The 14566-nt window shown below is 61.5% G+C and carries 13 protein-coding genes; 6 read left to right on the forward strand and 7 right to left on the reverse strand.

Annotated features, from left to right (window positions below):
• Positions 1 to 130 precede the first annotated feature (130 nt).
• Positions 131 to 406: a hypothetical protein gene (locus HY30_RS07585; RefSeq protein ID WP_034738696.1), complete on the forward strand. Its 276-nt coding sequence runs from the start codon at positions 131 to 133 to the stop codon at positions 404 to 406.
• A gap of 2 nt (positions 407 to 408) precedes the next feature.
• Here HY30_RS07585 and HY30_RS07590 read toward each other — a convergent pair whose 3' ends face one another.
• From HY30_RS07590 to cysD, 7 genes are all read right to left on the reverse strand, one after another.
• Positions 409 to 1254, reverse strand: a complete 846-nt coding sequence (locus HY30_RS07590) for a crotonase/enoyl-CoA hydratase family protein (protein ID WP_034738698.1) — start codon at positions 1252 to 1254, stop codon at positions 409 to 411.
• Between the two features lie 72 nt (positions 1255 to 1326).
• A complete protein-coding gene (locus tag HY30_RS07595) occupies positions 1327 to 2337 on the reverse strand; it encodes an NAD(P)H-dependent glycerol-3-phosphate dehydrogenase (protein ID WP_034739086.1) in 1011 nt (336 codons plus the stop codon).
• A gap of 37 nt (positions 2338 to 2374) precedes the next feature.
• Positions 2375 to 3085 carry a gamma-glutamyl-gamma-aminobutyrate hydrolase family protein gene (locus tag HY30_RS07600; protein WP_051615072.1) on the reverse strand — a complete coding sequence of 237 codons (711 nt, stop codon included), beginning with the start codon at positions 3083 to 3085 and terminating at the stop codon, positions 2375 to 2377.
• A 5-nt stretch (positions 3086 to 3090) separates the two neighbouring features.
• On the reverse strand, positions 3091 to 4404 hold the full coding sequence (locus HY30_RS07605) for a carboxylate--amine ligase (protein WP_034738700.1): 1314 nt from the start codon (positions 4402 to 4404) through the stop codon (positions 3091 to 3093).
• 176 nt (positions 4405 to 4580) lie between these two features.
• Complete coding sequence (locus tag HY30_RS07610) at positions 4581 to 6095, reverse strand: acetyl-CoA acetyltransferase (protein ID WP_034738702.1); 1515 nt, start codon at positions 6093 to 6095, stop codon at positions 4581 to 4583.
• A 99-nt stretch (positions 6096 to 6194) separates the two neighbouring features.
• Complete coding sequence (gene cysN / locus HY30_RS07615) at positions 6195 to 8102, reverse strand: sulfate adenylyltransferase subunit CysN (RefSeq protein ID WP_034738704.1); 1908 nt, start codon at positions 8100 to 8102, stop codon at positions 6195 to 6197.
• Positions 8102 to 8995, reverse strand: a complete 894-nt coding sequence (gene cysD, locus HY30_RS07620) for a sulfate adenylyltransferase subunit CysD (protein WP_034739090.1) — start codon at positions 8993 to 8995, stop codon at positions 8102 to 8104. The genes cysN and cysD overlap by 1 nt, the downstream gene beginning before the upstream one ends.
• Before the next feature lie 245 nt (positions 8996 to 9240).
• On the opposite strand from cysD, the gene glmS reads away from it, so the two are divergent.
• The 5 genes from glmS to rfbA all read left to right on the forward strand — a co-directional run bounded on the left by glmS (position 9241) and on the right by rfbA (position 14543).
• Positions 9241 to 11067 carry a glutamine--fructose-6-phosphate transaminase (isomerizing) gene (gene glmS, locus HY30_RS07625; protein WP_034738706.1) on the forward strand — a complete coding sequence of 609 codons (1827 nt, stop codon included), beginning with the start codon at positions 9241 to 9243 and terminating at the stop codon, positions 11065 to 11067.
• Positions 11068 to 11152: 85 nt separating this feature from the next.
• A complete protein-coding gene (gene rfbC, locus HY30_RS07630) occupies positions 11153 to 11740 on the forward strand; it encodes a dTDP-4-dehydrorhamnose 3,5-epimerase (protein WP_034738708.1) in 588 nt (195 codons plus the stop codon).
• Positions 11737 to 12780, forward strand: a complete 1044-nt coding sequence (gene rfbB / locus HY30_RS07635; protein WP_034738710.1) for a dTDP-glucose 4,6-dehydratase — start codon at positions 11737 to 11739, stop codon at positions 12778 to 12780. Before rfbC ends, rfbB begins: the two co-directional genes overlap by 4 nt.
• Positions 12781 to 12783: 3 nt before the next feature.
• Entirely contained in the window at positions 12784 to 13674 is an 891-nt protein-coding gene (rfbD, locus tag HY30_RS07640) for a dTDP-4-dehydrorhamnose reductase (RefSeq protein ID WP_034738711.1), read from the forward strand.
• A complete protein-coding gene (rfbA, locus tag HY30_RS07645; protein ID WP_034738714.1) occupies positions 13671 to 14543 on the forward strand; it encodes a glucose-1-phosphate thymidylyltransferase RfbA in 873 nt (290 codons plus the stop codon). Before rfbD ends, rfbA begins: the two co-directional genes overlap by 4 nt.
• Positions 14544 to 14566: the final 23 nt, after the last annotated feature.

The raw sequence follows: 14566 nt of genomic DNA on the forward strand, positions 1-14566 counted from the left end.
CTTGGAGCCCTCCCGCTCGGTCTTGCGCCGGAAGAGCCAGCCCGCTGCCCCTTTCCAGGCGGGACTGGCTCTTTTCTTTCGCCAGATGTGTCGTTACAGCGTGACCAGCCCTGCTGATCGAGGAACAGACATGCGAACACTGAACGGACTGCGCGCGGACGAGCGGTTTGCGCTCGACCTGATGGCTGCCATCCGCGCCGATGCAGAGACTGTCTGTGCACCAGACGCCGTGGAACTCGTCTCGGTCACTATCGACGTGACCGGCGCCGACGTGACTGGCGAGCCAGTGTTCAAGGCCCGCGTTGACCGCAAGACACGCACCGTGCTGTTCACAGGCGGTGCGGCATCCTGCGGCGACACGGTCGTGATGACGGCGACAGCAGTTTACAGGATTGTGTCGGCCTAAGCCTACATCGGCGTATCGCGCAGTTTGAGAAGGTCCGGATAGTCCGGATCGCGCTTTTCTGCGCGGGCGGCAAAGGCTTCCTGCATATGCGACGGCGGCAGCATGGCGGCGTTCCAGACGCCGATATAGTCCAGCGTATCGGCCGTGTTGTGGTCGCGGGCGTAATTGATCAGGGTCTTGCAGCCTGTGACCGTCAGCGGGTCTTTCGACGCGATTTCCCTGGCTGTTGCGAGCGCGTGGGCAACGCAGGCTTCGTGCGTCTCGAAGACATCATTGACCAGGCCTATATCCTTGGCTGTGGCGGAATCGATGCGGCGGCCGGTATAGGCCATTTCCTTGACCCAGCCTTCCGGGATGTAGCGTTGCAGGCGCGGGAAGGTGCCAACATCTGCCGTCATGGCGATATTGGTTTCCATGATCGTGAAGAAAGCATCCTTTGTGCACCAGCGGATGTCGCCGGCGGAGATCATGTCGATGGCACCGCCGATGACGCCGCCATGGAGGGCGAAGAGAACGGGGACGCGCGCCTCTTCCAGCACGTTGAAGCTGGACTGGATCTGGCGGATATTGGAGCGGAACGCCTCAGCCGCGACATAGCGATCAACCTTGCCGCCGCCTTCGCCCGAGCCGAATACGGCGAGGTCCATTCCGGCGGAGAAATGCTTGCCTGTCGATGAGATCACGATGCAGCGCGCGCGCACGTTCATGTCGATATCACGAATGATGGCAGGCAATTCGTTCCAGAACGCCTTGTTCATCGTGTTCATCGCCTCGGGGCGGCTCATCTGGATATGCGCGACCTTGTCCTCGATCGTGACGGTGAAGGCTTCATAGGTTTTCTGCAACATGGGGCGTCTCCTCGATTTCGCGAGAGACTAGCACGGGTCAGCTAGCTGGCCAGATGTGACCTCGCGAGAGGCTCAGGCCAACACGCTTTCGGCCTTGTTGGGGCGCATGAGCAGGGTTGTGATGGCATCATCCACGCTGATCTCGCCTTCAATGACGGCGGCAACGGCGTCGCAGATGGGCATGTCGACGCCGTGTTCGCTGGCCAGACGGCGTAGCACGGGGGCGGTGGCGACCCCTTCCGTGACCGCGTTGCGGGCGCCCATGATGCTTTCAAGGCTTTCGCCGCGCCCGAGGGCGAGGCCGCAGCTCATGTTGCGGCTGGTTTCCGAACTGCAGGTCAGGACGAGATCGCCGAGGCCCGAGAGGCCCGACATGGTCTCGCGGTCTGCGCCCAGTGCGAGGGCAAGACGGGTCATTTCGGCGCTTCCCCGGGCAATGAGGGCGGCATGGGCAGACCGTCCAAGGCCCTTTCCGAGGGCAATGCCGCAGGCAAGGGCGAGCACGTTCTTGACCGCGCCGCCAATCTCGGCGCCGAGCAGGTCGGTGGCGAGGTAGGGCCTGAAGGTTGGCGTGGAGATAGCCTGGATGAGTTCGCTGCCGATGGATTCATCTTCCACAGCGAGCGTCACGGCAGTTGGCAAGCCCTTGGCGACGTCGATGGCAAAGCTGGGGCCGGACATGACGGCAGGGCTCGCTTCAGGCAAGGCGTCGGCGAGCACCTGTGTCATGAACTTTCCCGAGGAAAGCTCGATGCCTTTCGAACAGAGGACGACGGGCGTTCCGGGCGCGATATGGCCCTTCAGGGCGGCCAGTGTGCTTCGGGTATGCTGGGCGGGGGCGACTGCGAACAGGGCATCGAGATTGTAGAGATCGGCCAGATTGGTGGTGGCCCGCAGGGCGGGTTTCAGCGGCACGCCGGAGAGGAAAACCGTGTTCTCGTGAACAGTGTTGATGGCGTCCGCGACTTCAGCCTCAAGGCACCAGAGGGTCACGTCCTGCCCGTCGCGGCATAGCATCTGCGCAATGGCTGTGCCCCATGCGCCGCCGCCGATTACACCGAATGTCTTGAAAGCCTGGGTCATGGCCGGAGACTTATCGAAGTTGCGGGCGGGAGCAAGCTCAAGACTGCGGTTGCGCGCTGGTTGTTCGGGCCTCATAGGCGGCTTCCACGAGGCGCGCGAATATCCTGCGAAACTTGGCCCGATAGGTCATGAATTCTGGATGGAACTGAACGCCGAGATAGAAGGTCTTGCTGGGGTCTTCGATAGCCTGCACGACCCCATTGGCCTCTTGCGCGGTGATGACAAGGTTCTTGCCGATCTTTGCGATGGCCTGCTTGTGGATCGAGTTGACCCTTACTGTCGCCTTGCCAAGAATATCGCGGATGAGACTGCCGTCCGTGGTGTCGATTTCCTTTCGATACAGGATATGGCCCGGAAGGGTGGAGGGATAATCCACGTCCTCGAACACGCCTTCCAGTTCCTGATGCAATGTGCCGCCGCCAGCCACGTTCATGACCTGTGCGCCGCGGCATATGGCGAGGGTGGGCAGGTCCGTATTGCGTGCGGTGCGGGCCCAGTACATTTCCATTTCGTCGCGGCCGCGATCATAATGGGCGTCTTCGATGGCTTCCTGATCATAGTGCGGCGGGAACACATCCGAGCCGCCGCCAATGACCAGCGCATCAATCGGCGCCTCGCGCCATGACATGCCAGTGGTGAGTGTTTCGGGCGTTCCGCCCGCCAGCCGCACGGCCAGCGCGATGGCGGCATAGGCGAGATTATCGCCATGTTCGGGCTTCGTGATGCCGACGATGGGCCTGTCCGTCATACCGTCTAGTCCGTCACTTCCGGCGGGAGTTTGCCGTGGCGGGCGAGGGAGCTGAGGATGAAAAAGATGCCGAGGGAGGTCATGGGATCGTCATCGAACATCAGTTCTGATTTGGCGCTTTTTGCATTACGTGCCTGCTTGCGCAGGAGTGCGATGCCTTCCTCGAGATTGGTGGCCTTGCCGAACGCTGTCTTCAGGGCGCTGAACGCACTGCGAAGCTCGCCCTTTTCCACATGATCCATCATGTCGCGAACGGCCGCCTTGGCACCTTCGGTGTCTATATCCGCCGACAGCGCATCCTTGATGGCGCCCGCTGCCCATGCGACGGGGATGCGGGTTTTAGTGCCGATAACAGCGTCCCTGGATTCCTCCACGGTTCCGTTTGCGAACAGCTGATAGAGAAGCCAGGGGAAATCGACGCCGGATTCGACGCTCTGGAAGAGGCCCGCCCAAAAACGAGGGTTTACCTCGATTATGACCGGTTCGTCTTCCGGCTTCCCGCTCCACATGAAGTCGATCTCGGCGACACCGTTCCAGCCGACAGCTCTCATGAGCGTGTTGGCGGCGCGTATGAAGGGCGCGTCGTCGATGGTCTCGCGCATGGCGCCAGCGCCGCCTTCGGAGGGCATGTTCTGAAGGTTGTGATAGGCCATGTGGGCGCGCAGTTCGCCGTTCTCGTAGAGCACGCCGAGGCAATAGTCCTCTCCATCGGCAGCTTGCTGAATCAGGGGCGGCGGATTTTCCTTCGCAACGCGTTCGATGGCGCGCTTGAGGAGCTTGTCCTTGTCCTGAAAGAACTCGATGCCCCGCCCGCCAACTTCATCGACGGCCTTGATGAGGGCCGGCATGGAAAGCTCGGCCACCGCCGATTTAACCTCTTCCTCTGTGGTGGGCGTGAAGGTTTTCGGTGCGGCGATATCCAAGGGCTTCAGTGTTTCGACGAGATGCTGCTTTGGGTCGACCTGGTCGATGGATGCGAAATCGGCCGCGGCGAGCGTGATCAGGCCCTCAAATTTCTCGCGGTGCTCGGACAGGAATTTCCCATCCCTGAATGTCGGGATCAGGATATAGGGCCGGTTGTCCTTGGGCTTCAGTTCACGGACATGAGCGACCATGTCGGCAAGATAGCGGCGCGGATCATCTGCCTGATCGGCATGTACGAAATTGCCTTCGGTGAAGCGCGAGAATGAGGCCGCCGTCATGCCGACGCTGTCACAAGTAATGACTTCAATACCCTGTTTTGAAAGCGAATGTGCGATCACGACGGCCATCAGGCTGCGGCCATAGGTGACGATCGCGCGCCCTTTGAACTCTGTCATGGAATCTCCCGAATGCCCTGCTGCTACTGCACGAACGCATCTGTCAGGGCTTCGTTCCTGTCAGATGACTGAGGACCGATAGGCACTGTTGGAAACCATGTCAAAGCCATCGCGGTCCCATGCGAAACCCGATCAGACCTTGAAAAACCAAAGAGGAGTCCAGGCGGTCGTGTCGCCTAGGCGAAGTCGAATGTCCCGACTTCGTCTTCGACGGTGATCTTCACCTTGCGGCCGACGGGGCTGGCCTCTTCGCGCAGAACAGCGAGGGCGGCCGGGCTGGCCTTTGCAATCGTGCGGCGGCCGTCGGCGAGACGGGCAAAAATGATGCCGGTCTCTGGGCCTGCCTTGCCGTGGGTGACGGTGAAGGTTTCGAGCGTGCCTTCGCCGTCTGCCTGATGGATTTCCACTTCTGTCTTCGCCTTGGCAGCAGGGGCGACCGGACGGAACGCCTTCGGCTTCTCTGTCGAGTAGACGCCGGCTGCTTCCTTGGTCATCCAGCCACCATTGGCGAGGACAAGGCCGAGGTCACCGGGCGCCGCGCGGAGCGTGTGCGCCATCTCGGCAATGCCGTGGAGGGAGTAATTGTTTCCGGGGCCGCCGAAGAAGGGCAGGCCGCCCGTCAGTGTGAGGGGGCGGGGATCGGTTTTCCAATCCATGCCCATAGCGGCGGTTGATGAGAAGACCGCGCAGGGGAAGCAAGAATAAAGGTCGAAATGATCAATGTCGTCCGCGGTGACGCCTGCCTGTGTCAGCGCACGTGACGTCGCCTGTTCCATCGCCCATGAACCATCGAGCTTCGGCCGCACGGAGATATGGTTGTCGCCTGCCTCGCCACCGCCGTGGAGATAGACGCGCTTGTCCTTGGGAACGCCGAGTTCATCAGCCTTGCTCTCGCTCATCAGGATGGCCGCAGCGCCCTGGTTCACAGCGTCCTGTGCGATGAACCATTTCAGAAACGGGTCGGCATATTCGTAATTCTCGCGCGACGGCGTCGAGAGGAAGTCGACGCTGTGTTCGACCGGGAATTGTGAATATTCGTTCTTGGCGGCAACCGCAGAGAAGGGCTGGAAGAGCTCGGCCATGGCGCGGCGATGCTCGCTGCGCGTGCGGCCTTCGCGGGCGGCGATGGCGTTCTCGAACAGGCCGTAGAAATAGGCCGGGGCGATCAAGCCGTGCTTGATCTCTTCGCGGGTCAGCATCATCGGGCCCATGCCGCGATCTTCGTAGGCGGCGTCATCGCCATCGGCCCAGTTGATCTCGACATTGTGGCGCCGGGCGCCCTTGGAGGCGCGGTTGGCTTCCGAACCGGAAATGAGGGCGACTTCGGCTTCGCCAGCGAAAATGCGGGCGGCCATCTCGTTGACCAGCGCCTGCGCGCTCTGACCGCCGACGGTCTCATAGATGAGGTTGGCAGGCTTGGCGCCGATATCGCGGGCGAGCGTGCCGGGCAGGTTTGTGTTGTGGCCGTGAGGGTGCGGCGCGCGACCGACCGAGTCCTCGAAGATACGGACGACGGCGAGCGTATCTATCGCGCCGGCAATACCAGCCGCGCCGGCATCGGCAAGGGCGGCCTTCGAGGCATCAACCATGAGAGATAGGGGCGAAGGTGCGCCGTCAGGACCGTTTGTGCCGTCCCACTGGCTGAGGCTTTGTCCCACACCGACGAGGACGGGCATGTCTCCCTTGGCCATATTAGTCTCCCTGATATCTCAAAATATGCTCTGCGGACGGGCTTAGCGCGCCCGCAGAGCGATTTCGAGATGGGACGTTGGGGAAACCCGGTATTGCGCCTAGTGCGAGAGGAAACCCTTTTCCTTGAGGTAGTCCAGGATCGTTTCGGCGGCATCTTCAGGGGATTGTCCGACCGTGTTGATCCGCAGTTCCGGGGTGAGCGGAGCCTCGTAGGGGCTGTCGATGCCGGTGAAGTTCTTGATTTCGCCTGCACGGGCCTTCTTGTAGAGACCCTTTACGTCGCGCTGCTCTGCGACATTGAGCGGCGTATCGACGTGGATCTCCACGAACTCGCCATCGGCCATAAGATTACGGGCCATTTGGCGCTCGTCTCGGAATGGCGAGATGAACGAGACGAGCGTGATCAGGCCGGCATCACTCATAAGGCGTGCAACGTTCGAGACGCGGCGCACGTTCTCGACGCGGTCGACATCGGTGAAGCCGAGGTCACGGTTGAGGCCGTGGCGGACATTGTCACCATCAAGGATGAACGTGTGCTTGCCGAGCGCGAACAGGCGCTTCTGCAGGGCGTTGGCGATGGTCGACTTGCCCGAACCCGAGAGGCCCGTGAACCAGAGCACGGCCGGTTTCTGGCCTTTCTGCTCGGCCAGCGTGGCGCGGTCGATATCGATGGCCTGCCAGTGGATATTGGAGGCGCGGCGCAGGGCAAAGTCGATCATGCCGAGACCGACCGTGTCATTGGTCTGGCGGTCAATCAGGATGAAGCCACCCATTTCGCGATTTTCGTCATAGGGGTCGAACGCGATGGCCTGGTCGAGCGACAGGGTGGTGACGCCGATCTGGTTCAGTTCCAGCGTCTTGGCCGGCATGTCGTTCAGCGTGTTGATGTCGATGCCGTATTTCGGTGCATTGATCGTGGCCGTCACGGTCTTGGCGCCGATCTTCAAGAGGTAGCGCCGGCCGGGCAGGAGGGGCGTATCGCTCATCCAGAGAACGCGAACCTGGAACTGGTCGGACACTTCAGCCGGGCTGTCGGCTGAAACGATAACGTCGCCGCGCGAGCTGTCGACTTCATCGGCGAGCGTCAGCGTTATCGACTGGCCAGCGACGGCCTCGTCCAGATCGCCCGTGGCGGTGACGATGCGGGTGATGGTGGACTGGCGCCCCGAAGGCAGCGTCTTGATCCGGTCGCCAGGCTTGACGGTTCCGGCCGCGATCTGGCCTGAGAAGCCGCGAAAGTCGAGGTTCGGACGGTTGACCCACTGCACCGGCATGCGGAACGGGGCATTGAGGCGCTTGTCGCCGATCGGCACGGTTTCCAGATAGTCCATGAGGCTCGGGCCGTCATACCAGTCCGTTTCGCGCGAATTCTCGGTAATGTTGATCCCGGCGAGGGCTGACATCGGGATGGGCTGGATTTCGAGGTCGGTCGCCAGCTCGTCTGCAAAATCATAGAAGTCTTCGACAATGTCGTTGAAGACCTGCTCGCTGTAATCGACGAGGTCCATCTTGTTCACGGCGAGCACGAGGCGACGGATGCCGAGCAACGTTGTGATGAAGCTGTGGCGGCGGGTCTGGGTCAGGATGCCCTTGCGCGCGTCGATCATCAGGATGGCGACATCGGCGGTGGAGGCGCCGGTTGCCATGTTGCGGGTATATTGTTCGTGGCCGGGCGTGTCGGCGACGATGAACTTGCGCTTGTCAGTCGCAAAGAAGCGATAGGCGACATCGATCGTGATGCCTTGTTCGCGCTCGGCGGCGAGGCCGTCGACGAGCAGCGCGAAGTCGATATTCTCGCCCTGCGTACCAACGCGTTTGGAGTCTGCCTCCAGCGACGCCAGTTGGTCCTCGAAGATCATCTTGGAATCATAGAGCAGGCGGCCGATGAGGGTCGACTTGCCATCATCCACGCTGCCGCATGTGATGAAGCGCAAGAGAGACTTATGCTCGTGCTTTTGCAGGTAGGCGCCGATGTCTGAGGCGATTAGGTCGTCGGTGAGGCGCATCAGAAATAGCCTTCCTGTTTCTTCTTCTCCATGGACGCGGCCTGGTCGGCGTCGATGACGCGGCCCTGGCGCTCTGACGTCGTGGTCAGCAGCATTTCCTGGATGATATCTTCAAGCGTGGACGCGGTGCTTTCGACAGCGCCGGTCAGCGGGTAGCAGCCGAGCGTGCGGAAGCGGACGGACTTCATCACGGCGGTCTTGGCGAGTTCTTCCGGCATCCGGTCGTCATCGACCATGATATCGACGCCGTTCCATGTGACGACCGGGCGTTCAGCAGCAAAATAGAGCGGCACGATCTCGATCTGCTCGCGGCGGATATATTGCCAGATATCCAGCTCGGTCCAGTTGGAGAGCGGGAAGACGCGGATACTTTCGCCCGGATGAATGCGGGTATTGTAGAGGTTCCAGGGCTCGGGCCGCTGTTTCTTGGGATCCCAGCGATGCTCGGCCGAGCGGAACGAAAAGACGCGTTCCTTGGCGCGGGATTTCTCTTCGTCGCGCCGTGCGCCGCCAAAGGCTGCATCGAACTTGTACTTGTCGAGCGCCTGTTTCAGGGCCGCCGTCTTCATGATGTCGGTATGCATGGCCGAGCCATGCGTGAACGGGCCGACGCCATCGCGCACGCCGTCTTCATTGATGTGTACGAGCAGGTCCATGCCCATTTCGGCGGCCTTGCGGTCGCGGAAGGCGATCATCTCCTTGAACTTCCAGGTCGTATCGACATGCATCAGGGGGAAAGGCGGGCGCGATGGATAGAAAGCCTTCATCGCCAGGTGGAGCATCACGGCGGAATCCTTGCCCACCGAATAGAGCATGACAGGGTTTTCGCACTCCGAAGCCACTTCCCGCATGATATGCAGGCTCTCAGCTTCAAGCCGGTCGAGATGGGTCATCTTGGCCAAGGTTCGTAACATCCTTCAGTCTGTTTTGTGTCGTCCTAGTCGCCTTATAATGGGTAGGGAAGGGCGCCATTTACAGGAAACGCACTTGTAAGCAGTTCTATACAGTCAGGCTGACCGGCAGGATCGCCCGTTAACGCTGGGAATACCCCTAGATTGTCGCAATTTCCAACAATCTGTCATTATTCAGACTGAATGGTCGGGTCTATCTACGCTCTCTGATTCCCTGGAGGTAGATTATGTGTGGCATTGTAGCGATTACGGGCTCTGAACCTGTTGCGAACCGTCTGATCGACGGGCTGAAGCGGCTGGAATACCGTGGCTATGACAGTGCAGGCATTGCCATCTCATCGCGCGGCAAGGTCGAGCGACGCCGCGCCAAGGGCAAGATCGTCAACCTGCAGGCCCGCCTTGAAGAAGAGCCGATGGACGGCCTGACCGGCATTGCCCACACGCGCTGGGCGACCCACGGCAAGCCCAATGAAACGAATGCCCACCCCCACATGTCGGGCAATGTGGCTATCGTGCATAATGGCATCATCGAGAATTTCCGTGACCTGCGTAGCGAGCTGGAAGAGGCTGGCCGCGTTTTCGAGTCCGAGACTGACAGCGAAGTCATCGCCCAGCTGATCGCCCAGAAGATGGACGAGGGGCTGAGCGCCGTGGACGCGTTCGAGGCAACGCTTGGCCAGCTGACGGGCGCCTTTGCGCTGGCGGTGATCTTTGCTGGAGAGGAGAGCGTCCTGATGGGTGCCCGCCGGGGCAGCCCGCTTGTGCTTGGCTATGGCGAAGGCGAAATGTTCCTCGGTTCCGATGCCATCGCGCTGGCGCCGCTGACGCGTGACGTGACTTATCTGGAAGAAGGCGACTGGGCCGTGCTGCGGCCCGATGGCGCCGACATTCGCAATGCGCGCGGCGACCGGGTGAACCGTCCGCGTGTGACCTCTGCGGTCAATGACGCGCTGATCGAGCGCGGCGAATATGACCACTTCATGCTGAAGGAAATCCACGAGCAGCCGGAATCGCTGGCGCGCTCGATCCTGCCTTATATCGATCAGGCGACCCAGACGATTCAGGCGGGTGACACGGCGAGCGATATCTTCGCCGGTGCCGACCGCGCGGTCGCGATCGCATGCGGCACGGCCTATTATGCCGCCCATACGGCGAAATACTGGTTCGAGCAGATCGCAAAGCTGGCGGTGGAAACTGACATCGCGTCGGAATTCCGTTATCGCAAGCCTGTCCTGCCGGTGACCGGACCGGCCCTGTTCGTCAGCCAGTCGGGCGAGACGGCCGATACGCTGGCCGCGCTGCGATACTGCCGCGAAAACAAGTCGCCTGCGATTGCGGTTGTAAACGTACCGGAAAGCTCGATTGCGCGGGAGGCCAAGGCGATTGTGCCGACGCATGCCGGGCCGGAGATTGGCGTGGCCTCGACCAAGGCCTTTACGGCTCAGCTCGCCGTGCTGGCAGTGCTGGCTCTGTCAGCGGCCAAGGCGCGCGGACATCTCAAGGCCGGTGACGAGGCCAAATATGTGAAGAGCCTGCTGTCGCTGCCGCGCAAAGTGTCCGAAGCGCTGGAAGTGCAGCCCGAGATCAAGGCGATTGCGCAGACGCTGACCAAGGCGAAGGATGTGCTGTTCCTCGGCCGGGGACGCTATTTCCCGCTGGCGCTGGAAGGCGCGCTGAAGCTGAAGGAGGTCTCCTATATCCACGCCGAGGGCTATGCGGCCGGCGAGCTGAAGCACGGACCGATTGCGCTGATTGAGCAGGACCTGCCGATCGTTGTGGTTGCGCCCTATGACGACCTGTTCGAGAAGACGCTGTCGAACGTCGAGGAAGTCAGGGCGCGGGGCGGCCGGATCATCCTGATCTCCGATGACAAGGGCATCAAGCTGGCAGGAAACCGGGCCGATCACGTCATCCGCCTGCCGGATGCCGACGAGATCGCCATGCCGATTCTCACAGCCATACCCCTGCAATTGCTGGCTTATTTCGTCGCTGTGGCGAAGGGCACGGATGTGGATCAGCCGCGCAACCTCGCCAAGTCCGTTACGGTTGAGTGAGGTTCGCGCGTTGCGGGTGCTACGGTTCATGGTATAGCGCTCGCCCGAAGGCATACGCCTGCTGCAATTGCTGAAGAGCGCGCTTATGAAGCCTGAGTTCAGACCTGATCCTGTCCTGAAGGATGTGATCCTGATCAAGCCTGCCCGTATCGGGGATGCGCGGGGCTGGTTCTCGGAAACCTTCAATGCGCGGCACTATGCCGAGGCGGGGATTCCGGATGATTTCGTCCAAGATAATGAATCCCGCTCTGAAGCCATGGGCACATTGCGCGGGCTGCATTTCCAGTTGCCGCCGCATGCGCAGGCCAAGCTGGTTCGCTGTACGCGGGGGCGGATTCTCGATGTGATCGTGGACATACGGCAGGGCTCGCCGACGTTCGGCCACCACACCCGCGTGGAGCTTTCAGCTGAGAAAGGCGAGCAGGTTTACGTGCCGGTGGGCTTTGCGCACGGGTTCTGCACGCTGGAGCCCGATTGTGAGATTGCCTACAAGGTGACAGCCTATTACGCCCCAAAGGCTGACCGCGGGCTGGCCTTTGATGACCCTTCCCTGGGTATTCAATGGCCATTCCCGGACCAGTCGCTGGTCTTGTCGGACCGTGACCGGGGGCATCCGCGGTTGTCAGATCTTGGCGACGTGTTCCCGGCCGAGACGGCGGGAGCCGCCCGATGAAGTATCTGGTGACAGGCGGGGCCGGCTTCATAGGCTCGGCGCTCTGCCATCGGCTGATGGCGTCGCCGGACGCGCAGGTCACGGTTGTCGACAAGATGACCTATGCGGCCAACCCGGCCTCGCTGGCGCCATTCGAAGAAGAGGACCGGTTTCGCCTCGTGAAGGCCGATATCTGTGATCAGGCCCGAATGATGGACCTGATGCTGGCGGATGCGCCGGACGTGGTTTTCCACCTTGCCGCCGAGACGCATGTTGACCGCTCGATTGATGGGGCGGATGCGTTCGTGCAGACGAACCTGATCGGGACGTTCGCGATGCTTCAGGTTGCGCGGGCCCTGCATGAGCGCAAGGGTGGGGCGGGCGTTCGCTTTGTGCATGTGTCGACCGATGAAGTGTTCGGCTCGTTGGGGCCGGAAGGGCGTTTCGAAGAGACGACGGCCTATGACCCGTCTTCTCCCTATTCGGCGACCAAGGCAGGCGCAGACCATCTCGCGCGGGCATGGCACCGCACTTATGGGTTGCCGGTGATGGTTTCCAATTGCTCGAACAATTACGGGCCTCGCCAGTTTCCGGAAAAGCTGATCCCCTTGATGGTGCTCAATGCGCTGGAGGGGCTCAAGCTGCCGATCTATGGCGACGGATCGAATGTGCGCGACTGGCTGCATGTTGAAGACCATGCCGACGCACTGGTCCGCATCGCCGAGGCGGGTGTGCCGGGCGAGAGCTACACGGTGGGCGGCAATAGCGAAAAGACCAATCTCGAGATTGTCAGGCTTGTTTGCCAGTTGCTGGACGAGCGGCGCCCGGAGCGCGCACCCCATGGCGACCTGATGACATTTGTGGCTGACCGGCCCGGGCATGACCTCCGCTACGCCATTGATGCGAGCAAGATAGATCGTGAGTTGGGCTGGGCGCCGTCGCGCGATTTCGTGCAGGGGCTTGCCGATACGGTCGACTGGTACATTGCCAATGAAGCGTGGTGGGGCCCTTTGCGTGAGACGGTTTATGCCGGCGAGCGGCTCGGCAAGGTCGGAGCCTGAGACATGGCGGACGGCAAGATCCTTGTGATTGGCCGGACGGGCCAGGTCGCGCAGGCACTGGCGCATGTTGGCGGCGCGTCCGTGATATGCCTCGGCCGACCTGATGCAGATCTGAAGCGGCCCGAAACACTGGCGCGCGCAATCGACCAGCACAAGCCAGTCGCCGTCATCAACGCCGGTGGCTTCACGCTGGTCGATCAGGCTGAGGCCGAACCGGACGAAGCGCGGATACTGAACGTGGATGGACCGGCTGCGCTGGCCTTGGCATGCAAGGCCGGTGGTGTTCCGCTGATCCATCTTTCAACCGACTGTGTGTTCGATGGCGCGATGCCGCGCGCCTACCGGCCGGACGATGATCCGGCGCCGATCTGCACCTATGGCCAGACCAAGCTGGATGGCGAACTGGCTGTGGCCGACGCCTACCAGAAGCATCTGGTTGTACGGGTCTCATGGATATTCTCGCCCTTCGGGCACAATTTCGTGCGGACGATGCTGAAGCTCGCACAGACGCGGGAGCGTGTGTCGGTCGTGTCGGATCAGGTTGGCTGCCCGACCTATGCGCCTGCATTGGCGGCCGGTCTGCTGGAGATGAGCCGTCAGGCTGCCCAGCCTGGCTTTGCAAGCTGGGGCACATATCATCTGGCCGGGGCAGGCGAGACGGACCGGGCAAGCCTTGCGCGCAGCATCTTCGCCGAAAGCGCGCGGCATGACGGCCCGGTCGCCGAAGTCGATGATGTCCTGACATCAGCCTATCCGACGCCTGCGACCCGTCCGCTGAATGCGCGGCTCGACATGACACGCACGCGCGATGTATTCGGCGTCCAGCTGCCAGACTGGCAGGACGGCCTTGCCGCGACGGTCCCGGCACTGATCCAGGAGATGGCGACATCATGAAAGGTATCGTGCTGGCAGGCGGCCTCGGCTCGCGGCTTTATCCCGTCACCCGTGGCGTGTCGAAACACCTGCTTCCGGTGTATGACAAGCCGCTGATCTATTATCCGATTTCCACACTGATGCTGGCTGGCATCCGCGAGATGCTCATCATCACTACGAGTGAACATGCCGATGCCTACAAGGCGCTTCTCGGCAACGGGTCTCAATGGGGCGTCGCGTTCGAGTATGCGGTTCAGGACGAGCCACGCGGGCTGGCCGAGGCGTTCATATTGGGCGAGCGCTTCATCAATGGCGGCAGGTCGGCACTGGCGCTGGGCGATAATATTTTCTATGGCGCCGGGCTCTCGGGGCAATTGCTGGAGGCAGCCGCCTTGCAGAAGGGCGCGCGCGTTTTCGCGCACCAGGTTCAGGACCCGCACCGGTTCGGGATTGTCGAGCTGTCACCGGAAGGCAAGCCGATCTCGATCGAGGAAAAGCCGGCCGAGCCACGCAGCAATCAGGCGATCACGGGGCTTTACTTCTATGATGCCGACGTCGTGGAGATTGCCAAGGCGGTCAAGCCGTCGAGCCGGGGCGAGGTCGAGATCACGTGCGTGAACCGGGCTTACCTCGAGCGGGGCGATCTCGCCGTGACCAAGCTGCCGCGCGGATCGACCTGGCTGGATGCCGGCACGTTCGACAGTCTGCTGGAGGCCTCGCATTTCGTGCAGGCGCTCGAGAAGCGCCAAGGCCTGAAGATCGCGTGCCTTGAGGAAATCGCCTGGCGCAAGGGCTTCATCAATGCGGCCACGCTCGAAGCGCTGGCGATGGCGTACAATAATGATTACAAGGCCTACCTACTGGCCTTGCTGGACAAATCCGCCCAATAAGGAACGGTAATTTCCGGAAGGCC

The organism is Hyphomonas chukchiensis (genome assembly GCF_000682695.1).
GTDB lineage: Bacteria > Pseudomonadota > Alphaproteobacteria > Caulobacterales > Hyphomonadaceae > Hyphomonas > Hyphomonas chukchiensis.